The sequence below is a fragment of the Lentzea sp. NPDC004782 genome (assembly GCF_040609115.1).
Taxonomy (GTDB): Bacteria; Actinomycetota; Actinomycetes; order Mycobacteriales; family Pseudonocardiaceae; genus Lentzea.
On record NZ_JBEXJN010000082.1, the window covers coordinates 1 to 21,306 of the forward strand.

A 21,306-nucleotide genomic window follows, 5' to 3' on the forward strand; every position below is an offset into this window, starting at 1 on the left:
GGCGCCTTCATCCACCTGACGTGGATGAAGGCGCCCTTCATCGAGAACGTGCGGGGCGAGCGTGCGGAAGCCGTCAGGCGCTGGCGCGGCGTACCAGGGAAGTCGGGAGCAGCAGCGAGGGCGGCAGGCTGTCCTCGCCGGCGAGCTCGCCCAGCAGTCGCCACGTCATGGTGCGGCCGAGCTGTTCGACGTCCTGCCGGACCGTGGTGAGCGGCGGCGTCGCGGTCGAGGCGAGCAGCGAGTCGTCGAACCCGATGACCGCCACGTCCTCCGGAACGCGCCTGCCGCGGGCGCGCAGCACCTGCAGCGCCCCGAGCGCGATGATGTCGGCGGCGACGAAGACGCCATCGATGTCAGGATCGCGGTCGAGCAGCTCGGCCATCGCGCGGGCACCGCTCTCCGGCGTGAAGTCGGCCTCCGCGACGAGGTCCACGGCCAGCTTGGCTTCGCCGAGACCGCGCCGCCAGCCGCTCAGCCGGTCCTGTCCGGCTGCCATGTCGCGCGGACCTGCCACGGTCGCGATCCGGTTGCGGCCGAGCGAGACCAGGTGCCGTGCCGCGTCCAGGCCGCCGGTGAAGTTGTCCGAGTCGACGAACGGGACGGAGGCGGTGCCGAGCGGGCGGCCACCGACCACGACCGGTATGCCGAGCTCGTGCAGGCGGTTCGGCAGCGGGTCGTCGCCGTGGAGGCTGACCAGCAGAGCGCCGTCGACGTGCCCGCCCGCCAGGTACGTGACGAGGTCGTCGTGGTCCTCCGGCCGGCTGAGCATCAGCAGCAGCTGGACGTGCCGCCCGGCCAGCTCCGCGTGCACGCCGCGCAGCACCCCGGCGAAGAACGGGTCGCCGAGCACGCGGCTGCCCTGTTCGGACACGATCAGCGCGATGGCGTTCGCCCGGCTGCCCGCGAGCGACCGGGCCGCCTGGTTCGGGCTGTACTTGAGGCGGGTGATCGCCGCGTGCACGGCGTCGCGCGCCCTGGCGCTCACGTACTGCTCGTCGTTGATCACTCTGGAGACCGTCGACTTGGACACGCCCGCCAGTCGCGCGACCTCTTCGATGCGCGGGCCGGGCCGGCGTTGCCGGTCAATCTCCGTCATGCCGCTCATCGTAGGAGTCAGCGGCCGTCAGTTCGAATGTGGACGAACCGGGCGTGTCTGGGATCGGTGCGGGACGCCTGGGCGCGCAGAACGTCCCGCACCGAGGTTCGGTCAGGGTTCGGCACCCCACGCGAGCACGCCGCCGGTGTAGGCCGTCACCCGGTCGAAGTCGGTCAGCGCGCTGCTGACCCGGTAGCTGTGGTCGTCGGCCTGGTTGAACGCCGACCAGTCGGACTTCGCGACCCGCAGCTGGATCTCGCCCGTGCTCGCGCCCGCGGCCAGGCCGCCAGAGGTGAAGGCCACCTCCAGGTACGCGTCGGCGCCGGGGCGCGGTGTGGCGAGCTTGACCACCCTTGCCTGGACGGTCGCGCAGCCGAGCTGCGCCCAGTCGCACCACACCTGGTAGGTCGCCGACGCCGGGTCGCCGGTGAACCAGTACCTCATCGTCGTCGTGGTGAGGCTCACGGAGGTGGTGCCGCGGTTGGTGAGCTGGAGGGTGGCACCGATCTGGCTCGACGCCGCCGCGCCGGTGCCCCGGTGCTGGACGGTCAGCGTGCTTCTCGTGCCGGGAAGGGTGCGCACGGCGACGGGTGCGCCGGCGGCGGACACGTTGCCGGCCGCGTCTCTGGCGCGCACCGAGAACGAGTACGCCGTGTCGGGGGTCAGGCCGGTCAGCTGGAGGCCGGTCGTGGTCGCCGATCCGGCGACGGTGCCGCCGTCGAGGACGTCGTAGCCGGTGACGCCGACGTTGTCGGTCGAGGCGGTCCAGCTCAGCGTGACGCTGCTGCTGCCGGTGCCGGTCGCGGTCAGTCCACTGGGGACGGTCGGCGGCTCGGTGTCGTCGACCGCGCCGCCGGGTTCGCTGCCCCAGAGGACCTTGCCGTCCTGGCGCAGCACGATCCGGTCGGTCTGCAGGACCGTGTTGCCACTGCCCAGTCCGGTGTAGGACCAGTCGTTGGTCGGATCCCACGTGCCGCTGCTCGTGATGCGGAGCTGGACTTCCTTGCGGTACGCGGACTGCCCGGCCGGGGCGATGCCCGTGCAGGGCACCTCGACGTAGTAGACCGCGCCCCGGTACTGCGTTGGAGGGCTCGCCGCGCCGCACTGGTTGTAGTTCGTGGTGACGGTGAGCTGGCTCGGCGTGGTGGTGCCGTCGAGCGTGAAGTAGTAGCGCAGGCTGCCGTTGAACGTCCGCGCCGGCCAGGCGCTCTTGTTCAGCACGAACGCCTTGATCTCGGTGAACTGGGCGGCGCTCTGCGTCACCGACGCCTGCACGGTCAGCTCGGGACCGTCGGGCGTCTCGGCCGTCGGGAAGTTCGCGAGCGGGGTGCCGCCGAACTCCCGGTACAGCCGGGCGAGGGCGCTGGTGAAGCCCGCGTTGTAGTCGAGCGCGACCTCGTTCATCGTGTAGTCGCTGCGGCTGTCGGCGTAGGCGTCGTTGTTGGTGGTCGGCCCGCCGACCAACGCGCCGTACAGGACGTGCCTGCTGGTCACGGGCTCCTGGATGCTGTCGGCCCACGAGCCGTGCGCGGTGCGGTGGTGCGGGTTGCGCGGCGGGTTGGCGCCGAAGCCGACGACGTAGCTGGAGCTGCGCGGGTTGTCGCCGAGCGCGTAGTTGATCTGCCGCACGCCGAAGTCGTGGTAGGTCCTCGCGCGCGCACTGTCGCGTGTGGACAGCCAGTCCGAGTACGTCAGCGCGGCGAACGCGGTGTTGGCCGCGTACCGCAGCGAACCCCAGCTGTCGAGCACCGCCTGGCCACCGGGGGAGTAGCGCACCCGGTTGCCGTTGTAGCCGGTGGTCCAGAAGTCCAGCCACCGGTTGGCATCGTCGATGTAGGTCTGCTCGCCGGTCAGCTCGGCCATCAGCACGTAGGCGCCGTAGGACTTGTCGTCCCACGCGATGGTCCACTTGTAGGACCGTTCGGTGCTCTGCGGTTCGGTGCTGAGCTTCTGGTACTCCGTCTTCGCCTTGGTCAGGTAGCTCGCGTCACCGGTGGCGCGGTGCAGCCAGATCGCGCCCCACACCAGCTCGTCCTGGTAGCCGCTCCAGGAGTTGTAGAAGTTGGCGGCGTCGGTGATGCACGCGCTGTACTTGCCGCGGTAGGTGTCCGCGAAGCTGTAGAGCTGCTTGGCGTGCGTGAGCAGGGTTGCCGCGTAGGCGGGATCGGTGTCCTTGAAGACCATCGAGGCCGACGCCATCGCCGCCGCGTACTCGCCCGCGAGGTCCGAGCCGGGGCAGGAAGCGTCCACTTTGTACGAAGGCCGGGCCATCGGCATGACCTCCGCCGAGCCCCACCAGGCGTGGTCCGGGTTGCCCGCGCCGACCTGGCCGTAGACGACGTTCGGTGACGGGTGCGCCTTGATGATCCAGTCCGTGCCCTGCCGCAGGTTCGCCATCAGGGGCTTGAGCTGGCCGGAACTGGAGTAGGCGTCCCGGTTCTCGACGGCGCCCCAGGCGAGCATCGACATGCTGAACGCGAACGGCAGCCCGAACTTCACGTGGTCGCCGGCGTCGTAGAAGCCACCCGACAGGTCGAGCCCGGCGTCGGAGCCGTCCCGCAGCGCCGAGTCCCCGCGCCAGCTCACCCGGTTGTCCGGCGGCAGCTTGCCCGACCGCTGCGCGTCGTAGAACCAGACCGCCTTCTGCAGCGCCTCCCCGTAGTTGAACGCGGGCGCGGCGACTGATCGTGACACCAGCGGGCCGGCCGATCCCGCGAGCACCGCGAGGAGGACGGCTGTCACAGCTCTCGCCATGCGACGGTGCATGTGAGCCTCCGATGACAGAGTCGAACCATTTTCCTGGGAGCGCTCCCAGAGTGGCGACTGTAACGGTCATGAAACCAATCCGACAGGGGCGTTCATCGAACAGCCGGGGAATGCCTGCGGGTGGGCTGCCGTCCTGGGCCGAACGCCCCTGGTCGCGTTCTGCCGAATGGTCCTGTCAATGCTTTCTGCGGCAAGAAAGAGCAGGTCGGCGCAGGTTCGTACCATTTGGCATCGAACTTCGCTCGGCCATTCGGCGCAACTTTTACCTGGTTGTCATGCCAGAGTTGTGGTGGTGCGTTTCCGGTAGCTCACCGGAATGGTCGAGCGGGCTCGGTGAATTCGTTCACCGCACGTGTTCTCGTACTGCCGTTCCGGTGGTGTGGTTGACCGGAATGCGCTCGCAACGGCGGCATTTTTCGGCTACGAAAAGTGCAACATGAAGTTCGTTCCTGTTTCGACCACAATTCGACAACACTTCCCGCCGCGCTGTTCGCGTGGTTAAAGTCCTGGACCACCTGGGAGCGTTCCCAGGTATCCGGCCCGGGTCGGGAGTGGGACGCGGATCAACCGACGCGGTGCGGCGCCGTGGAGGCCACCCCGACGTCCCCGACGGCGGCTCGCCACCGTGCCGGTCCCGACGAGCACCCCTTCCTGAACGCGCCAAGGAAGGGGTGCCCGTCTAGGGGTCGCTCAGACGTTCTGTTCGTCGCCGGCGCCCGAACGCGGCGTGCCGGGTGCTCGATGAACGCGCCCGTCCAAGCGGCTTGCCAGAGGTCTTGTCCGCAACCCGCCTGCCGGGCAGTCATGTGGATGAAGGGCGCCTTCCTGCACCTGGTGTCGATGAAGGCGCCCTTCATCCACCTCGCCAGACGGCGAGTTGCGAACACGACTTCCGGCTACCTGCTCAGGTGCAGCAGCGCACGGTCACGTGGGCTTCGCGAGAACCGGCGGGCAGCGTGTCGACGAACGGTGACCCGCCCGCGGTCTGCAGCTCGTACAGACGCTGGTCGGTCGTCGCGTCGACCACCACCACGTAGGCGCCGTACGGACCGTGTTGCGCCGGATCGACATAGAGCGTGCTGTGCCACGTCGTGCCGTCGACCCGCACGGTCGACACGATGTAGAACCTGCACTGGCCCACGGCGTACAGCAACAGCCAGGGCTTCTCGTCCGGGTGAAGGTCGATCGTGCCCGCCACGGGGATCTCGTCGCCGTTGATCACGGCGTTCGTCTTCGGCGTGCTGATCGACAGGCCCTCCACGGCCGGCCGGTCCGGCCCGTTGCGGCACGGTGTGGTCCGGGTCGCCACCGGCTCGACGGTCGGCACGTCGGCCCCGGCCAGCAGCACCACCGCGAGCGCCGCGCCGATCCAGTGGAGTCGCCGCGGCCGCTTCACCGGTGGCGGCTCGGGCGGCGGGCCTTCGACGAGCCGGGTGCGCGCGGCGAGCCACGCCTCCAGGTCCGCGTCGCCGGTCGGCAGACCCTTCTCCCGAGCGCCCCGGGCGCACGCGCTGACGATGATGCGCAACGACCGCGCGTCGAGCGGAGCGTCGGAGTCGGCGAGCTTCCGCCCGACCGTGGCGTCGGAGATGCTGTCCTGCCCGCGCGACCTGCGTTCCACCGCGAGCGCCGTCGTCTCGGTTCTCGCCATGAGGTTGCGCAGCGCGGAACGAAGCTCCCGCCACGACTGGGGATCACCGGGCAGGGCACTCGTCATGGACTGAGCTTCTCATGTCTTCTCACCAGTTCTCAGGCCGTTGACCAGCAAAGGAACACTTTCGACGCTGGGTGGCGTGCTTCGGAAAACCCTGGCCGCAACCGCGGCACTCGTCCTCGTCCTCGTCTCCGGTACAGCCGCCCGCGCCGCCGAGGACCCCGTCTACATCACCAGCGTCGCCGGCGGCCGCTGCCTCGACGCGGCGGCCCGGTACAACGGCGCGAACGGCACGCCGATCCAGCTCTGGGACTGCTACCCGCCCACCCAGTACAACCAGATGTGGCGCGTGCACTGGCTCACGGACTGGGACTTCCAGCTGATCAACGTCGCGAGCGGCCGCTGCCTGGAGGCCAAGGACTGGAGCACCGTCTCCGGCACCAGGCTGCAGCTCTGGGACTGCTTCGGCCTGAGCAACAAGAACCAGATCTGGCACGCCCAGTCCACCAACACCCCCGGCGCCGTCTGGTTGGTGGAGCAGCACTCGTTCAAGGTCCTCGACGCGGCGGCCCAGTACAACGGCGCGAACGGCACGCCGGTCCAGCTGTGGGACCGCGTCGGTTCGGAGACCCGGGCGAACCAGCGGTGGATCGTTCCGCACTTCTGACGGAGGGTGCCATGTCGCAGGTCGGAGAGATCCGCATCAGCAAACGCGTGGTGCGGGTGGGTCACCAGACCTACCCGCTCGCGAACATCTCCCGCGTCCAGACGCTCCGGCTCGTCTGGCGCGGCCGCTGGACCACCTGGTACCCGATCGGCGAGATCGTCGTGCTCTGCGCGCTGGCGATGGGCATCGCGGCGGCGGCGCAGAACCTGCGCTTCGGCCAGGCAGGCGTTGTGCTGACCGCCCTGATCGCGGTCCGCGTGGCGTTCATGTTCTGCGTCTTCCTCCACCGCCTGGTCTTCCGCCGTCGCCGGTACGCCCTGATGCTGGAGACCGCGGGCACCCAGTACACTGCGCTCTCCGGCACGGACCTGGGAGAGATCCGGCGCATCGAGAGCGTGATCGTGGGCGCCATCGAGAACCCGCCGGAGCGCGAGTACGTGGTGCAGCTCCACGGCGACCTCGTGATGGGCAACAAGGAAGGCAACCGCTTCCTCAACTTCGGCCGCATCGGCAACGTCGGCGGCGATCTGACCGTCGGTGACAGGGGGTGAAGCCCATGTCCGGCAACGTCTTCCACAACTCCGGCTCCATCGGCGACATCGGCGGCGACCTCACCGTGGGCAACAAGACCGTCGGTCCCGCCGACCTCGACGCGGCCGTGGCCGAGCTGCGGTCGCTCATCGCCGAGCTGACCCGAGCCGGTGCCGTCACCGCCGACGGCACCGTGCGCGACCCCGCCGCCGTCGTGAACGCCGTGCAGAAGCAGCCGAGCCGCTTCAGGGCGCTCGCGAAGGCGATCGGCGCGGGCGCCAAGGACGCGGTCCTGTCCGTCGTGCAGGGCGGGGTGGCCGCCATGATCGTGGCGCTGGTCGGCGCACTCTGACCGGTTTGACGCGGCGAACGGCATCCGGACCGTGGGCCGGAGACGACGCCGCTCGACCTGACGACGTCCGGCGGGGCGTTGACGTTCGGCAACCCGTCGGCCTGGGCGCCGAACGTCGACTGGATCCAGCTCGCCCCGCTCGTGGTGTCCTCTCAGGTCACCCGTCGGTGCTGATCCGCAGTCCCCGGCGCATCCCCTCGAGCTCGTCGGCGAACATCCGGCGCGTGATCGCCGCGCTCGTCACGAACGACGACCCGTGGAACGTGCCGGGGTAGTGGCGCAGCTCGGCGTGCACACCCGCGTGCGCGAGGCGGCGCGCGTACTCGATCCCCTCGTCCCGCAGGGGGTCGAACTGGCAGGTCGTCACGAACGCGGGCGGCAGCCCGGTGAGGTCGGTGGCCCGAGCCGGTGCGGCGTACGGCGACACGTCGTCGCCGCCCGGCTCGGTGCCCAGGTAGGCCGTCCAGCTGTAGATCGCGTTGGGCCGGTTCCACAGCGGCGTGTCGACGTACTCGCGCATCGACGGCGTGTCCAGCCGGTCGTCCAGCTCCGGAATGCCGAGGAACTGGAAGCACAGCGCGGGACCGCCGCGGTCGCGGGCGAGCAGCGCGACCCCGGCCGCGAGCCCGCCACCGGCACTCTCCCCGGCCACGCCGATGCGCTCCGGGTCGACGCCCAGCTCGCCGGCCTTGGCCGCGAACCACTGCAACGCCGCGTAGCAGTCCTCGACCGGGGCGGGGAACGGGTGCTCGGGCGCGAGCCGGTAGTCCACCGACACGATGACCACACCCAGCTCGTCGACCAGCCTCAGCACGTGCGCCTGGAACATGTCCAGGTCGCCGAGGACGAACCCGCCGCCGTGGATGTACAGCAGTCCCGGCACCACGCCCTGACGGTTCGCCGGGGTGTAGATCCGCACCGGCACGTCCGGCGCGTCGGAGGGACCGGGCACCGCGGTGTCCCGGATGTCGACGGGGTTCACCGGCTCGTAGGTCGCCAGCACCTCCCGCAGCTCGGACTGGCCGGCCCGTGCGGCCAGCAGGGAGTCGTAGTCGGTCAGGGTCACCTGGGGCATCATGTCGACCCAGGGCAGCAGCTCGGCGTCGATGGCGTAGCTCATGGGAACGATCCTCGGGTCTGCGTGGTGCCTGAGGCATCCGACACGTGGCGGGCGATTCGCGGGCCGGGCTCGCCAGGTGGCGGGCTGAGACCCCTCGTGCTGGGACTATCGTGACGTCATGAAGGGCCTGTTGCTGCGCCTGTCCGGCCTCGACGCCGACGCCGAGAACGCCGTCCGCGTGATCGGGTTCTTCGACCGGCTGATCACCGAGCGCGCCGGTCTGGACACCCTCGTGCGCACCACCGCCGAGCTGGCCGGCTGCCCGGTCGGCCTGCACGCCCCCGGCCAGGGACTGTGCCTGCGCGCCGAACCCGGCGGTGTCGTCGTGACCGGTCCGGTGCCGACACGGGCCGCGGTGCGGTCGCTCGAAGGCGGCGTGGAGGTGTGGGTGGCGCGCGAGGGCGAGCCCGCGCCGTTGGACGACATGCTGCTGGAACGGTTCGCGATCGCCGCCGCAGTGCTGCTCGACCACTCCAGCGTTCCGCTGCCCGAGCTGGGCGATCCGGCGCTCGTCGAACTGGTGCTGTCCGAGAGCGTCGGCACGGCGGAACGGTCCCGTGCGCTGCACCTGCTCGGCATCGGTGCCACGGCGCCGATGCGGGTGCTGGCCGCGACGGGGGAGGTGCCAGGACGGTCGGTGCTGCTGGGCAACGTGCGGGCGGTGCTGAGCGAGGACGTTCCGGAGACGGACGGGCGGCTCGGCGTCGGGCCGTTGCTGCCCGCGATCGAGGCGGCGCGCTCGTGGCAGTCCGCGCGCACCGCACTTCTGTACACATCGGACAGTGAGCCGGTGGTGTGGTGGGAACGGCTGGGCGGTCTCGGGCTGCTCGCTCGGATCGAGCACGCGGACATCGCGCAGCTGGACGATGTTCGTGCGCTCGACCGGCTGGCCGCCGAGCCGGACATGATTGCCACACTCGACGCGTTGTGCGCCACCGGATCGGTGCGCAAGGCCGCAGCGTTGTTGCACCGCCACCACAGCACGATGCCGGCCAGGCTCGCCAGGGCCGAGTCGACGCTCGGGTTCGAGATCGACTCGGCCGCCGGGCGGTTCAGGCTCCAGCTGGCGCTGATGCTTCGACGGTTGCGCGACAACTCGGCGTGATGTGCTGCCGGTGCTGCCGCGCCTGCTTGGGCATGTTCCAGCCCAGCACGCCGGTCAGTTCGCCGTCGCGGTGATACCGCACCACGAAACGACCTTCGGCCACGCTTCCTTCCACAACAGACACTTCTGGGGACGCTTCGGGGCTGACGAAGCCGTGCACGTGGATCTTCGCGTCGAACTGGTCGGTCCAGAAGTACGGGACCGGCGTGTAGGGCCGGTCGGCGCCGAGGATGTTGGCGGCGACCGCGATGGCCTGCTCGGTGGCGTTCGTCCGGTTCTCCAGGCGGATCAGCCTGCCGAGCGTCTCGTGGTGCCAGCGGGCGACGTCACCGACCGCGTAGATGCCCTCGGCGGCACGGCAGCGGGAGTCGCACACGATGCCGTTGCCGAGCACGAGCCCGCTGTCCTGCAACCAGTCCGTCGCCGGCGCCGAGCCGAACGCCACCACGACGAGGTCGGCGGGCAGCACCTCACCGCTCTCCAGCAGCACGCCGTCCGAGTCGACGCCGGTCACCGCCGCACCGAGCCGCAGCTCGACGCCGTGCGAGGTGTGCAGGTCGCCCAGCAGACCGGCGACGAGCGGTCCCAGCTGCAGTGCCATCGGCGCGGACTGCGGCCCGGCCAGGGTCACCCGCACGCCCATCTGGCGTGCGGTGGCCGCGATCTCGGCGCCGAGCACGCCGTCGCCGACCACGACCGCACGTGAACATCCCAGCAACGACGCCCGCAGCGCCTGGGCGTCGTCGAGCGTGCGGAGCGTCGGCTGTCCCGGCAGCGTTCGTGGTCGCAACCCGGTCGCCAGCACGATGTTCTCGGCCTTGAGCACCCGTCCGGACGCCGTGTGCACGGCACGTTCGGGAACATCGAGGTGCACGGCCGGATCGCCGAGCACGAACGAAACGTCCAGGGCAGCGAGAGCTTCCGCCGACCGCAGCTGCGCCCGTGCGGGCTCCCAGGCGCCGGACAGGACCTGTTTGGACAGTGGTGGCCGGTCGTAGGGCAGGTGCGGCTCGGCGCCGAGCACGGTGATCGGGCCGGTGTACCCCCTGCGGCGCAACGCCTCGGCCGTGGCGAGACCGGCGGCCGAGGCGCCGACGATCAGAGTGCTCACGAGCTCACCGCGATGGCGGAGGCGGGGCAGACGCTCGCGGCCTCCTGCACGAGCGCGTGGAGCTCGGCCGGGGGTTCGGCGTCGAGCAGCACCACGATGCCGTCCTCGTCGCGCTGGTCGAACACGTCGGGCGCGAGCAGCACGCAGGTTCCGGCTCCGCAGCACTTGTCCTGGTCCACGGTGATCTTCACGTTCTCAAGTCCTTCTCACGAGTCGTTGGTGACCGGCGCGAGCCAGAGGCCGACGAGGGCGTCGATGAGGCCGCTCGCGGTGTCGCGCCAGGTGGCACGCGGGGTCGGGGTGTTCTCGGCGAGGGCGCGCTCGCGCTCGGCGATCATGTGCACGAGCAGCTGCCGCGTCATGTCGTTGCGCTCGGCCCGCACGTCGTCGGGGAGGTCCGGCAGGCAGTTGGCGAGGCCTTCGACGATCCGCACCAGGGACGGCGACGACTGGGTCTCCTCGACCATGATCGGCCGCAGTGCGGGGTCGGTCATGACCTGGGCGCCGAACCGGGCGAACCAGGTGGGGCTGCCCACCACCGCCAGGTGCTCGGTGACCGGCCGGACCAGGCACGCGATCCAGTCGCGGACGTCGGTGCTGCCGTTGATCTCGGCCACGAGCTGCTGCCGGACCTCCTCGATCTGCGCGAGGTGCTTGCGGGCGATCGCGCGCACGAGGTCGGCCTTGGTGCCGAAGTGGTAGCCGACGGCCGTGTTGTTGCCCTGCCCGGCAGCCTCGCTGACCTGGCGGTTCGACACGGCGAACACGCCGTCCTCGGCGAAGAGCCGTTCCGCCGCGGCCAGGATCAGCTCGCGGGTCCGCTCCGCCCTGGGCGTGTTGTCGTCGACCTTGTTCATCAGATCACCATCGCACCGGTAGTTCCACGAGCCCGCCGACGACGAGCCCCTCGACCCGTCGTAGATCTTGCACCGGAACGGCCAGGTCGAGCGACGGCAGCCTGCGCAGCAGCACCTCCAGCACCACCTGCAGCTCGGTGCGGGCGAGCGGCTGGCCCAGGCAGGCGTGCGCACCGGCACCGAACGCCAGGTGCTGGTTGGGGCTGCGGCTCAGGTCCATCTCGGACGCCCGCTCGAACGCGTCCTCGTCCCGGTTCGCCGCGGCCATGCTGCACATCGCGGTGGTGCCGGACGGCAGGACCACGCCGTCGATCTCGACGTCCTCGGTGAGGTACCGGGCCATGCCGACGCCCGCGTTGGCGTCCATCCGCAGCGACTCCTCGACGGCGGTGCGCACCAGCGACGGGTCGGCGAGCAGCGACTCCCAGCGGGCGCGGTCGGACAGCAGCATCGCGACCATCTTCGTGATCATGTTCGCGGTGGTCTCGTGACCCGCGATCAGCAGCCCGATGCCGGTGGCGATCAGCGTCACGTCGGACATCGGCTCCGGGTCCGCGATCAACGCGCTGAGCAGGTCGTCGCCCGGTTCCGCGCGCTTGGCCGCGATGTGCGCGGCCATGTACCGCCCGAACTCCTGCTCGGCCGCCTTCATCTCGGCCGAGCTGAACCGGGTCATGCTCAGCATCGTGTCCGACCAGTGCGAGAACCGGTCGCGGTCGTGGTCCGGCACGCCGAGCATGTCGCAGATGACCCACACCGGCAGCGGAAAACCGAGGCTCGCCTTGAGGTCCGCGGGCGCGCCCTTGGTGACCATCTCGTCGATGAGCTGCTCGGTCATCGCCGCGATGCCCGGTCGCAACGCGTTCATGCGCTTGGCGGTGAACCACTTGCCGATGCTGCGCCGCCACGTCAGGTGCGCCTCGCCGTGCTGCGGGATGACGTTCGCCATGTCGCTGTTGAAGATGCCGCCTTCCTCGCTGTCCGCGATGCGCGCGGCGCCGTCCTGCGGGGTGGGCCTGGTGAACCGCGGGTCGGACAGGACCTGCTTGACGTCCGCGTGCCGGGTGAGCAGCGCGGCCTCGTCGCCGCTGGCCAGCCGCACGTGCGCCACGGGGCACTTCGACCGCAGCTCGGCCCACTCGGCCGGCGGTTCCAGCGCCGCGTCGACGGCGAACGGGAAACGCGGCAGTTCGTCTACTTCGGACATTGCGGACTTCCTTCGAGGGTGGGAGGCGTCTCTTTCCCAACATGCCCACGGACTCGATTTAAGTCAAGCGACTGACTTAGACTGGCGATGTGCTCCTCGCAGAAACGCGGCCGGTGACCCGGCCGAACGTCGTCGTGGCCGTGCTGGCCCTGGGCGGCATCGTCGTGTCGCTGACGCAGACGCTGGTGATCCCGCTCCTGCCGCGGTTTCCGCAGCTCCTGGGCTCGTCGCCGGGCGACACCGCGTGGGTGGTCACCTCCACGCTGCTCGCCAGCGCGGTCGCGACACCGGTCGTCGGCCGCCTCGGCGACATGTACGGCAAGCGCCGAATGCTGCTGGTCAGCCTGGTCATGCTGGTCCTGGGCTCGGTGATCGCCGCGCTCAGCCACTCGCTGCTGCCCATGATCGCCGGCCGCGCCGTGCAGGGACTCGCGGTCGGCGTGATCCCGCTCGGCATCAGCGTCATGCGCGACGAACTGCCCGCCGAACGGCTGGCGTCGGCGACCGCGCTGATGAGCGCCTCGCTGGGCGTCGGGGGAGCGCTGGGCCTGCCCGCGGCCGCGTTCCTGGCCGAGCAGAGCGACTGGCACGTGCTGTTCTGGACCGCGGCGGCGGCCGGCGTGCTCGTGCTGGCCGCGGTGCTGATCTTCGTGCCGGAGTCGGCGGTGCGCAGCGGTGGCCGGTTCGACCTCGTTGGCGCGCTTTGCCTTTCGGTCGCGCTGATCTGCCTGCTGCTCGGCGTCTCCAAGGCCTCCTCGTGGAGCGCCGGTACCACCACGGGCCTGTTCACGGCGGCGGCGGTGACGCTCCTGCTGTGGGGCTGGTGGGAGCTGCGGATCACGCAGCCGCTGGTGGACCTGCGCACCACGGCACGACGTCAGGTGCTGCTGACCAACGTCGCCTCGGCGGTGTTCGCGTTCGCCATGTTCGCGCAGTCTCTGGTGCTGCCGCAGATCCTGCAGCTGCCCAAGGCCACCGGCCACGGCCTCGGGCAGTCGTTGCTCGTCACGGGCCTCGTGCTGGTGCCGTCCGGTCTGGTGATGATGGCGATGGCACCGGTGTCCGCACGGGTCACCACCGCACGGGGACCTCGGGCCACGCTGATGCTGGGCGCGCTCGTCGTCGCTTTCGGTTACGGCGCAGGCGTTTTCCTGATGTCCGCGGTGTGGCAGCTGGTCGTCGTGTCGGCCGCGATCGGCGCCGGCATCGGCCTGGCCTACGGCGCGATGCCCGCGCTGATCATGGGAGCCGTGCCGACGTCCGAAACCGCCGCCGCCAACAGCCTCAACACCCTGATGCGCGCGATCGGCACGTCGATCTCCAGCGCGGTGGCGGGTGTCGTGCTGACGCAGGTGACGATCCCGTTCAGCTTCCGCCTGATCATGGGCCTGGGCGCCGCGACCGCACTGCTGGCGGTGGCGGTCGCGGCGTTCATCCCGCAGGTCAGCCGAAGAACTCCGTGAGCTCACGGGCGACGTCGTCGGGCTTCTCCTCCGCGAGCCAGTGCCCGGCGTTGATCGCCACGGTCTTGAAGGTGGTCGCGACGTTGGGCAGCGCCGCGGCCATCTGGTCGTGCGACAACACGGACGCAAGCCCCAGCACCGGCGGCGTCAGCTTCGCGTACGTCTTGCCGTCGGCGATGTCCTGGTGGAACGCCTTGTACCAGCCGTTGCCCGCCCGGATCGCCTCCGGCGTGTCGTACGCCCGCGCGTAGATCGACCTGGACCGCTCGTCGAGCGCGTCCGGGTTGAGCGCGGTGTTGGCGAACAGCCAGTCGAGCAGGAACCGGAACCGCCCGGCGAGCAACTGTTCCGGCAACGTCTGCACCTGGTTGAACGCGAACCACCACAGGCTGAACTGACCGGGCGGCGGCAACAGCGGGATGTGGTAGTAGCCCTCGTCGGGGTGCAGCACGTCCATCAGCGCCACCTTGCGCGTGGCGTCCGGGAAGTTGGCCGCGAAGCTGAACGCGACCTGGCTGCCGATGTCGTGCCCGGCGACGTTGACGTTGGCGTACCCGAGCTTTTTGACGAGCTCGTGGATGTCCGTCGCCATCGTCTTCTTGTCGAACCCGCCCTGCGGCTTCTCCGACCCGCCCATCCCGCGCAGGTCGACCGCGATCACCCGGAACCGCGTGGCCAGCGCGGGCATGATCCGGTGGAACTCCCACCACGTCTGCGGCCAGCCCGGCAACAACACCAGCGGCTCACCGCGCCCACCCGTCACGTAGTGCAGGCGCACCCCGTTGACCCGCGCGTAGTTGTGCCGGAAGCCCGGCAGCTCCGCCTCGTGCTCGCTGTCGGCGGCCGCGATCCCGGTGCCTGCCGTGGCCGCCAGCGCCGCGCTCAGCGCGAACACGCCGCGTCTGTTCAACTCTGACATCTTTCGGTGCCCCCATTCAGCCCGGCGCTCGCCGAGCGCGCGTAGAGCCTAGGTGGCGGGACCGGCGTCAGGGAGTCAGTTGATACGCCACGGTCGGCCAGACCTCACCCTTGACCTCACGGTCCTGGTCGCGCGCCGGATCGCGGACGAACCCCGCGCGTTCGGCCACCTTCCGCGAGCCGGTGTTGTCGCGGTGCGTCCACAACCGCAGCTCGCCGACGTCGTGGTGGGCGAAGATCCACGCCACGAACTCGGTGAGCGCCCTGGTGGCCAGTCCTCGCCCACGTGCGTGCGCCGCGACCAGATAGGACACGTGGCCGACGCCGTCCTCGACTTCCACCGCGACGTTGCCGCAGCGCTCACCGGCGTCCTCGATGCAGAACGACGACGTGGCCGGGTTGTCCCGCAACCCTTCGATCGCCCGCGCGACCTGGTCGGCGGTGATCGTGGGCGGGTCGGTGGTGTAGCGCTGGACTTCGGGGTCTCGCGTGGTTTCCGCGTACCAGGCCGCGTCCTCGACGGTCCACTCGCGCAGCCTCACGAGAGCTCCGCCGAGTCCGTCAGGTGCAGCTTGCGCCGCGCCCGCTGGTAGAACGTCGTCATCCCGAGCCGCACCACCCGCGCCGCGCCGGGCCGTCCCCGCAACGAGATGCGCGAGCCCGGTTCCAGGTAACCCGCGACGATGCCGTCCACCTCCACGGCGAGGCGGCCGCTGGACGGCAGCAGGTCGAGGTCCACCTCGTCGTGCACCGACAGCACGACGCCGCGGCTGTAGGCGGAGTGCGGTGCGGCCGGGGTGACCAGCAGGGCCTCGACGGACGGGCTGGTGATCGGACCTCCCGCGGAGAAGCTGTAGGCCGTGGAGCCGGTCGGGGTGGCGACGATGACGGCGTCCGCGGCGTAGCTGACGAACGGTTGGCCGGCCACGCGCACGGCCACCCGTGCGCTGCCGTCGCCCGGTACGCGTACCACGGCGATGTCGTTGAACGCCGTGACCTTGCTGCCGTTGAAGACCGCGTCCACGGCCAGACGGGGTTCGACGGTGAAGTCGCGGGCGTCGATCGCGGAGAGGGCGGCGGGCAGGTCCGGGACGTCGACCTCGGCCAGGAAACCGAGTTTGCCCAGGTTGACGCCCAGGACCGGGGCGTGCTCGCCGTCGGCCATGCGCATGGCGCGCAGCATCGTGCCGTCACCGCCGAGGCTCACGACCAGGTCGGCGCGGCGGGCCAGTTCCTGCGCGGAGACCGGGGTGGCCTCGCAGCGGAGTCGCTGGATCTCGTCGGCGATGCCGAGGATCTCGACACCGCGGCTGGTCGCCCAGCCGAGCACGGCCTCGACGGCGGCTGCGGAGTCTCGTTGCGGGTGCAGCACCAGGCCGGCGGCGTGCACGTCAGCGGTTCCTCAGTGGGGTCACCCCGCCAGTCTGCCGAATTCCCACGGGTCGTGTGCGCTGAAGAGCGTCACCTCGTCGGAGTGGTCGCGGGCGAGGGCGCGGAGCTGGGACTGGGTGCTGATCCTCCGGTCGTGGTCGACCTCGGAGGAGGTCTGCACGATGTCGAGAACGGGATGCGGCTCGGGGTCGGCGAGCAGTTCGCGGTGGTAGTAGTAGGCGTCGCCGCAGTGCAGGAGCCACCGCGTGCCGTCGTGCACCGCGATGCCGGTGTGGCCGGCGGTGTGGCCGCTCAACGGGACCAGCTTGATCGTTTCTGGCAGACCGGTGGGCTGGATCGCGGGGAGTCCGAACCACGTGTCGTCAGTGGACTCGTAGGTGCGCCACTGTGGACCGTGCGCCCAGTGCGCGGGACGGTAGCGGCGGCTGGGGGCCTGTGCCAGTGCCGCGCGCAGTTCGGCGTCCAGCACGTGGACCGAGGCCCGCGGGAAGTCCGGCAGGCCACCGCAGTGGTCGACGTCGAGGTGGGTGAGCAGCACGTGCCGGACGTCCGCCGGGTCGAAACCGCGGCGTTCCAGCTGACGGATGGCGGTTTCCTCCTCGTTCAACGTCGGCTGGGCCATCTGCACCCATTCCGCGCCGAGCGTCTCATTTGGACGGTGGACGTCGTCGAGTCCGAGTCCGGTTTCGACCAGCACGAGCCCGGCGTCGGTTTCCAGCAGGAGGCAGTGATTGACGGCGTGTGCGCTCGGCAGACCTCCGCAGGTCGGATCGATTTCGCGGACGGAACCGCAGTTCAGGTGATGGATCTTCATGCCGTCGAGAGTGCGACTTGAAGCACGGTTCAAGTCAAGACCTCAGCCGATCGGCCGATGTGGACGTCTCCGAACCGGCCGTTCGGCGGTGCGGGGTGACCTTGAGGAGGAGTTCGGTGGGGGCGTGCTTTCCTAGGTTGGCCACATGACCATCCTGCTGGCAGATCCGGTCGTGCGCGCCGTGCGCGTGCTCGACAACGGTGATCCGTTGGTGCCACTAGTCTTCGCGCCTGACGTGCTCGTCAGGCAGGGGCTCGCGCTGCGGCTCGTCGAGGCGCGCAACGCGCTGCCGTCCGGTGTGGACCTCAAGGTGATCGAGGGGCACCGCAGCATCGCCGACCAGAGCGCGATCATCGAGCGGTACACCGGTGAGCTGCGGGAGCTGCACCCGCACGCGGACGAGGTCGAGCTGGACCGGTTGTCGAGCCGGTTCGTCGCGCCGCTGGCCGTCGCACCGCACGTCGCGGGCGCCGCGGTGGACCTCACGCTGGTCGACGACCGGGGCGACGAGCTGTGGATGGGCACCGCGGTCGACGCCACGCCCGAGCAGAGCGACGGCGCGTGCTTCTTCAACGCCGAGGTGGACGCGGAGGCCCGGCGCAACCGGACCGTGCTCGCCGACGCGGTGAGCGGGGCGGGGCTGGTCAACTACCCGACCGAGTGGTGGCACTGGTCCTACGGCGACCGCTACTGGGCCCTGCTGACCGGCGCCGACTTCGCCCTCTACGGACCAGCGGAGGTGCCTGCGTGGGCGCACTCGTGACGAGCATCCGCCAGGCCGCGGCCGAGCCGTCGCTGTCGGTGGACCTCGACGCGGTGGCGGCCAACACCCGGCGGTTCGTGGAGCTGGCGCGCGGCGAGGTCATGGCCGTGGTGAAGGCGGACGGGTTCGGGCACGGGCTGCGCGACGTCGCACGGACCGCGGTCGCCGCCGGTGCCACGTGGGTCGGCGTCACGTCGCTCGCCGAGGCGGTGGCGGTGCGCGAGTCCGGTGTGGACGTTCCGGTGCTCAGCTGGCTGAACCCGGTGGACGCCGACGTCAGGACGGCGGTGCGGCACGGGATCGACCTGAGCGTGCCGAGCCCGTCCCACCTCGCGGCGATCGAGCAGGCCGGGCCGGTGCGGGTGCACCTGCAGCTCGACACCGGGATGGCCCGCGACGGCGCCTCGCCGGACTCGTGGCTCGCGTTGATGTCCGCGGCCCGGCGGGCCGAGCTGGCCGGGAGGATCTCGGTCGTCGGCGTGATGGGGCACCTGCCGTGCGCGGACACGCCCGGCGCCAACGCGGCCGGCCGGCGTGCCCTGATGCGCGGGGTGGCGATGGCGCGGCAGGCCGGGTTGCGGCCGTCGGTGCGGCATCTGGCCGCCACGAGCGCGGCGTTGACCGATCCCGGCACTCACCTCGACGTGGTCCGGATCGGTGCCGGTCTGGTGGGCATCGACCCGTCCGGGACCACCCGGCTGCGCTCCGCGTTGCGGTTCACGGCGCCGGTGGTGCAGGTGCGACGGGTGCCGGAGGGGACTGGCGTCGGTTACGGCCATGTGCACGTGACCGAGCGCGCGACGACGTTGGCGCTGCTGCCGGTCGGATACGCGGATGGCTTGCCCCGCACGGCTTCCGGGCGCGCGGAGGTGTGGTTGGCGGGACGGCGGCGGCCGGTCGTCGGGGTGATCTCGATGGACCAGGTCGTGGTGGACGTCGGGGACGACGCGGTGGTGCCGGGGGATGAGGCTGTGGTGTTCGGAGCCGGTGACGAGGGTGAGCCGACGGTGGCGGACTGGGCCAGGTGGGCGGGCACGATCCCGCACGAGATCGTGACGGGCATCGGCGCGCGGGTGCGGAGGTTCGTGCGATGAGGAGGATCCGCGTCGCCGTCGTCGGCGGCGGGCAGAACTGCGAGCACGACGTGTCGCTCGCCTCGGCGGCATCGGTGCGGTCCGCGCTCGACCCCGCCGAGTACGAGGCCGTCCCGCTCACCATCGGCAGGGACGGCAGGTGGTACGGCGACACCCGGACGCCGGGCAGCCTCGCCGCCGCGCTCGACGTGCTGGGGACCTGTGACGTCGTCTTGCCACTGGTCCACGGGCCGTTGGGTGAGGACGGCACGCTGGCGGGCCTCTGCGAACTGGCCGGTGTGCCGTACGTGGGCTCGCCGTTGCGGGCGGGTGCGCTCGCGATGGACAAGTGGGCCACCAAGCTGGTCGCGGAGGCGGTCGGTGTCCGCACCGCGAAGGGGAAGCTCGTCACCGATCCGTCCACTGCGGACTTCACCGGTCCCGTCGTGGTGAAGCCGGTCGCGGCGGGGTCGAGCTTCGGGGTGCGGCTCGTCGAGCACGAGGCTGACCTCGAACCCGCGGTCCGCCAGGCGCTGGAGCTGGACGACCGGGTGCTCGTCGAGGAGGTCCTGCACGGCCGGGAGATCGACATCGCCGTGCTCGACGACCCGGACGAGGGCCGCCGGACCGGGCCACCGCTGGAGATCCAGGTCCGCGGTCTGTTCGACACCGCGGTGAAGTACGACGGCAGCGCCACGTTCCTGATCCCGGCACCGCTGACCGACATCGAGCTCAAGGCGCTGGAGGACGCGGCGCTGCGGGTCTACGAGGCGCTCGGCTGCCGTGGCCTGGCACGGGTCGACTTCTTCCTGACCGGCGACGGCCTGGTGCTCAACGAGGTCAACACCATGCCGGGCATGACTGCGCAGTCGCAGGTGCCCAAGATGTTCGCGGCCGCCGGACTGTCCTATCCGGACCTGCTCGACAAGCTCGTCCGCGGAGCGATGCGGTGAGGCGCATCGCAGGTCTGGACGTGTTGCGCGGCATCGCGATTCTGCTGGTGATGCTGCGGCACGCGTTCCCCGACGTGTTCCCCGGCGCCGGTGTGGTCGGCGTCGTCGTCTTCTTCACGTTGAGCGGCTACCTGATCACGGGTGTGCTCAGCCGGGAGCTGCAGAGCAAGGGGCGCGTCGACTTCAAGCGGTTCTACCTGCGCCGGGCCCGCCGGTTGCTGCCCGCGCTGCTGGCCCTGATGGTGATCTTCGCGGCCGTCACGCTCGTGTTCGACCCGCTGGGCGAACGCGACAAGCTGCTCAGGACCGCCGTGGTGCTGGTGACGTTCACCGGCAACCTGCCGATCGGCGGGGTCAGCCCGGCGGCGTTCCACAGCTGGACGCTCGCCACCGAGGAGCAGTTCTACCTGCTGTGGCCCGCCCTGCTGGCGTTCGCCTGGGTGCGCAACCGCACGGGCGCGGTCCTGGTCGTCACGGCGCTGGCGGCGCTCGCGGCCTGCACCGCGACGCTGATCTGGTTGTGGCCCAACGCCGACAACGCCTACGCGCTGCCGACGTCGTGGTTCGTGTGCTTCGTGATCGGCGCGGCGACGAGGCTCAAGCTGACCGGCGCACCGCGGTGGGCGGTCCCCGTCGCGCTGGTCGGACTGGCTGTCCTGTCAGTGATCCCGTTGCGCGGCAACGTGCTGACGTACCTGGTCGCGGGCCCGGCGATCGCGGGCTGCACGGCCGTGTTGCTGCTGGTCTGGTCGAAGTGGGAGACCGTGGCGACACCGATCCGCCCGCTGGTGGCGCTGGGCGTGCTCTCGTACGGCGCCTACCTGTGGAACTACCCGCTGACGTTGTGGCTGCGCCCGGAACTGGGTGCCGCCGCCGGACCGGTCGCAGCGGTCCTGACGGTCGTGGCGGCGGCGCTCAGCTGGCGTTACGTCGAGGAGCCGGTCATGCGGCGAGGCAGCCGTTCACCAGAGCCGGCCAGGGGTCGATGAAGGGCTCCTTCATCGACCCCAGGTGGATGAAGGCGCCCTTCATCCACGATGGCGCGCGACTAGCCTCGGCACGGTGCTGGACATCGCCGAAGTCGCCGAGAGGACGGGGCTGGCACCGTCGGCCCTCCGGTTCTACGAGAAGAAGGGCCTGGTCGAGCCGAGCGGCCGCAACGGCCTGCGCCGCACCTACGCGCCCGAGGTGCTGGCCAGGCTGGAGCTGATCAACTGCGCGCGCCGGGCCGGGTTCTCGATCGCGGAGATCAGCCGGTTCCTCGTCGCGACGCCGGGTGACACCGCGTTGCGCGCCAGGATGGCCGAGAAGGTCCAGGAGCTCGACGAGGACATCGCACGGTTGCAACGCATGCGCGAGAGCCTCGACCACGCCTCGACGTGCACGCACGAGCCGTTGGTCGAATGCCCCGACTTCAAGCGGAAGCTGGCGCCCTGACGTTGTTCGAGGTTCGTTGATCAGTGC

General features: G+C 70.6%; 22 protein-coding genes. 10 read left to right on the plus strand and 12 right to left on the minus strand.

Going from position 1 to position 21,306, the window contains the following annotated elements:
* Positions 1-73: 73 nt before the first annotated feature.
* The 3 genes from ABZV40_RS41870 to ABZV40_RS41880 form a co-directional block, all read right to left on the minus strand.
* On the minus strand, positions 74-1,105 hold the full coding sequence (locus tag ABZV40_RS41870; RefSeq protein ID WP_355455046.1) for a LacI family DNA-binding transcriptional regulator: 1,032 nt from the start codon (positions 1,103-1,105) through the stop codon (positions 74-76).
* A 102-nt stretch (positions 1,106-1,207) separates the two neighbouring features.
* A complete protein-coding gene (locus ABZV40_RS41875) occupies positions 1,208-3,850 on the minus strand; it encodes a glycoside hydrolase family 9 protein (protein ID WP_355455048.1) in 2,643 nt (880 codons plus the stop codon).
* A 916-nt stretch (positions 3,851-4,766) separates the two neighbouring features.
* Complete coding sequence (locus ABZV40_RS41880) at positions 4,767-5,579, minus strand: hypothetical protein (protein WP_355455049.1); 813 nt, start codon at positions 5,577-5,579, stop codon at positions 4,767-4,769.
* 76 nt (positions 5,580-5,655) lie between these two features.
* Between ABZV40_RS41880 and ABZV40_RS41885 the strand changes: the two genes are divergently transcribed.
* The 3 genes from ABZV40_RS41885 to ABZV40_RS41895 are packed head-to-tail and all read left to right on the plus strand — an operon-like array spanning position 5,656 to position 7,066.
* Positions 5,656-6,183 carry an RICIN domain-containing protein gene (locus ABZV40_RS41885; protein WP_355455051.1) on the plus strand — a complete coding sequence of 176 codons (528 nt, stop codon included), beginning with the start codon at positions 5,656-5,658 and terminating at the stop codon, positions 6,181-6,183.
* Positions 6,184-6,194: 11 nt separating this feature from the next.
* Positions 6,195-6,734, plus strand: a complete 540-nt coding sequence (locus ABZV40_RS41890; RefSeq protein ID WP_355455053.1) for a DUF6232 family protein — start codon at positions 6,195-6,197, stop codon at positions 6,732-6,734.
* A gap of 5 nt (positions 6,735-6,739) precedes the next feature.
* The gene (locus tag ABZV40_RS41895; RefSeq protein WP_355455055.1) at positions 6,740-7,066 is read left to right on the plus strand and encodes a hypothetical protein; all 327 of its coding nucleotides are present in this window, start codon (positions 6,740-6,742) and stop codon (positions 7,064-7,066) included.
* A 157-nt stretch (positions 7,067-7,223) separates the two neighbouring features.
* Here ABZV40_RS41895 and ABZV40_RS41900 read toward each other — a convergent pair whose 3' ends face one another.
* Positions 7,224-8,186, minus strand: a complete 963-nt coding sequence (locus ABZV40_RS41900) for an alpha/beta hydrolase (RefSeq protein ID WP_355455057.1) — start codon at positions 8,184-8,186, stop codon at positions 7,224-7,226.
* A gap of 118 nt (positions 8,187-8,304) precedes the next feature.
* On the opposite strand from ABZV40_RS41900, the gene ABZV40_RS41905 reads away from it, so the two are divergent.
* Positions 8,305-9,291: a helix-turn-helix domain-containing protein gene (locus ABZV40_RS41905; protein WP_355455058.1), complete on the plus strand. Its 987-nt coding sequence runs from the start codon at positions 8,305-8,307 to the stop codon at positions 9,289-9,291.
* Here the strand turns inward: ABZV40_RS41905 and ABZV40_RS41910 are convergent.
* From ABZV40_RS41910 to ABZV40_RS41925, 4 genes are read right to left on the minus strand one after another with little or no spacing between them, the layout of a single operon-like run.
* Positions 9,239-10,402: an FAD-dependent oxidoreductase gene (locus tag ABZV40_RS41910; RefSeq protein WP_355455060.1), complete on the minus strand. Its 1,164-nt coding sequence runs from the start codon at positions 10,400-10,402 to the stop codon at positions 9,239-9,241. The genes ABZV40_RS41905 and ABZV40_RS41910 overlap by 53 nt on opposite strands.
* The gene (locus ABZV40_RS41915; protein ID WP_355455062.1) at positions 10,399-10,593 is read right to left on the minus strand and encodes a ferredoxin; all 195 of its coding nucleotides are present in this window, start codon (positions 10,591-10,593) and stop codon (positions 10,399-10,401) included. Before ABZV40_RS41915 ends, ABZV40_RS41910 begins: the two co-directional genes overlap by 4 nt.
* A 15-nt stretch (positions 10,594-10,608) precedes the next feature.
* Entirely contained in the window at positions 10,609-11,259 is a 651-nt protein-coding gene (locus ABZV40_RS41920; RefSeq protein WP_355455064.1) for a TetR family transcriptional regulator, read from the minus strand.
* Between the two features lie 4 nt (positions 11,260-11,263).
* The gene (locus ABZV40_RS41925; protein ID WP_355455066.1) at positions 11,264-12,466 is read right to left on the minus strand and encodes a cytochrome P450; all 1,203 of its coding nucleotides are present in this window, start codon (positions 12,464-12,466) and stop codon (positions 11,264-11,266) included.
* Positions 12,467-12,555: 89 nt separating this feature from the next.
* Between ABZV40_RS41925 and ABZV40_RS41930 the strand changes: the two genes are divergently transcribed.
* A complete protein-coding gene (locus ABZV40_RS41930; protein ID WP_355455068.1) occupies positions 12,556-13,929 on the plus strand; it encodes an MFS transporter in 1,374 nt (457 codons plus the stop codon).
* Here the strand turns inward: ABZV40_RS41930 and ABZV40_RS41935 are convergent.
* The 4 genes from ABZV40_RS41935 to ABZV40_RS41950 form a co-directional block, all read right to left on the minus strand.
* Positions 13,910-14,839: an alpha/beta hydrolase gene (locus ABZV40_RS41935; RefSeq protein ID WP_355455070.1), complete on the minus strand. Its 930-nt coding sequence runs from the start codon at positions 14,837-14,839 to the stop codon at positions 13,910-13,912. The genes ABZV40_RS41930 and ABZV40_RS41935 overlap by 20 nt on opposite strands.
* A 76-nt stretch (positions 14,840-14,915) precedes the next feature.
* Complete coding sequence (locus ABZV40_RS41940; protein WP_355455072.1) at positions 14,916-15,389, minus strand: GNAT family N-acetyltransferase; 474 nt, start codon at positions 15,387-15,389, stop codon at positions 14,916-14,918.
* Positions 15,386-16,237: an NAD(+)/NADH kinase gene (locus ABZV40_RS41945; protein ID WP_355455074.1), complete on the minus strand. Its 852-nt coding sequence runs from the start codon at positions 16,235-16,237 to the stop codon at positions 15,386-15,388. The genes ABZV40_RS41940 and ABZV40_RS41945 overlap by 4 nt, the downstream gene beginning before the upstream one ends.
* A gap of 21 nt (positions 16,238-16,258) precedes the next feature.
* On the minus strand, positions 16,259-17,053 hold the full coding sequence (locus ABZV40_RS41950; RefSeq protein ID WP_355455076.1) for an MBL fold metallo-hydrolase: 795 nt from the start codon (positions 17,051-17,053) through the stop codon (positions 16,259-16,261).
* Between the two features lie 145 nt (positions 17,054-17,198).
* Here ABZV40_RS41950 and ABZV40_RS41955 point away from each other — a divergent pair, with 145 nt between their 5' ends.
* From ABZV40_RS41955 to ABZV40_RS41975, 5 genes are all read left to right on the plus strand, one after another.
* The gene (locus ABZV40_RS41955; protein ID WP_355455078.1) at positions 17,199-17,816 is read left to right on the plus strand and encodes a M15 family metallopeptidase; all 618 of its coding nucleotides are present in this window, start codon (positions 17,199-17,201) and stop codon (positions 17,814-17,816) included.
* Positions 17,801-18,910 carry an alanine racemase gene (alr, locus tag ABZV40_RS41960; RefSeq protein WP_355455080.1) on the plus strand — a complete coding sequence of 370 codons (1,110 nt, stop codon included), beginning with the start codon at positions 17,801-17,803 and terminating at the stop codon, positions 18,908-18,910. The genes ABZV40_RS41955 and alr overlap by 16 nt, the downstream gene beginning before the upstream one ends.
* Positions 18,907-19,842, plus strand: a complete 936-nt coding sequence (locus tag ABZV40_RS41965) for a D-alanine--D-alanine ligase family protein (RefSeq protein ID WP_355455082.1) — start codon at positions 18,907-18,909, stop codon at positions 19,840-19,842. The genes alr and ABZV40_RS41965 overlap by 4 nt, the downstream gene beginning before the upstream one ends.
* The gene (locus ABZV40_RS41970; protein ID WP_355455084.1) at positions 19,839-20,831 is read left to right on the plus strand and encodes an acyltransferase; all 993 of its coding nucleotides are present in this window, start codon (positions 19,839-19,841) and stop codon (positions 20,829-20,831) included. The genes ABZV40_RS41965 and ABZV40_RS41970 overlap by 4 nt, the downstream gene beginning before the upstream one ends.
* A 73-nt stretch (positions 20,832-20,904) precedes the next feature.
* The gene (locus ABZV40_RS41975; protein ID WP_355455086.1) at positions 20,905-21,279 is read left to right on the plus strand and encodes a MerR family transcriptional regulator; all 375 of its coding nucleotides are present in this window, start codon (positions 20,905-20,907) and stop codon (positions 21,277-21,279) included.
* Positions 21,280-21,306 lie beyond the last annotated feature (27 nt).

What these genes read in the sequence shown, in the direction of transcription:
- ABZV40_RS41870 (WP_355455046.1), bottom strand. Translation starts at nt 1,105, where the DNA reads ATGAGCGGCATGACGGAGATTGACCGGCAACGCCGGCCCGGCCCGCGC.
- ABZV40_RS41875 (WP_355455048.1), bottom strand. Translation starts at nt 3,850, where the DNA reads ATGGCGAGAGCTGTGACAGCCGTCCTCCTCGCGGTGCTCGCGGGATCG.
- ABZV40_RS41880 (WP_355455049.1), bottom strand. Translation starts at nt 5,579, where the DNA reads ATGACGAGTGCCCTGCCCGGTGATCCCCAGTCGTGGCGGGAGCTTCGT.
- ABZV40_RS41890 (WP_355455053.1), top strand. Translation starts at nt 6,195, where the DNA reads ATGTCGCAGGTCGGAGAGATCCGCATCAGCAAACGCGTGGTGCGGGTG.
- ABZV40_RS41895 (WP_355455055.1), top strand. Translation starts at nt 6,740, where the DNA reads ATGTCCGGCAACGTCTTCCACAACTCCGGCTCCATCGGCGACATCGGC.
- ABZV40_RS41900 (WP_355455057.1), bottom strand. Translation starts at nt 8,186, where the DNA reads ATGAGCTACGCCATCGACGCCGAGCTGCTGCCCTGGGTCGACATGATG.
- ABZV40_RS41905 (WP_355455058.1), top strand. Translation starts at nt 8,305, where the DNA reads ATGAAGGGCCTGTTGCTGCGCCTGTCCGGCCTCGACGCCGACGCCGAG.
- ABZV40_RS41920 (WP_355455064.1), bottom strand. Translation starts at nt 11,259, where the DNA reads ATGAACAAGGTCGACGACAACACGCCCAGGGCGGAGCGGACCCGCGAG.
- ABZV40_RS41925 (WP_355455066.1), bottom strand. Translation starts at nt 12,466, where the DNA reads ATGTCCGAAGTAGACGAACTGCCGCGTTTCCCGTTCGCCGTCGACGCG.
- ABZV40_RS41950 (WP_355455076.1), bottom strand. Translation starts at nt 17,053, where the DNA reads ATGAAGATCCATCACCTGAACTGCGGTTCCGTCCGCGAAATCGATCCG.
- ABZV40_RS41955 (WP_355455078.1), top strand. Translation starts at nt 17,199, where the DNA reads ATGACCATCCTGCTGGCAGATCCGGTCGTGCGCGCCGTGCGCGTGCTC.
- ABZV40_RS41965 (WP_355455082.1), top strand. Translation starts at nt 18,907, where the DNA reads ATGAGGAGGATCCGCGTCGCCGTCGTCGGCGGCGGGCAGAACTGCGAG.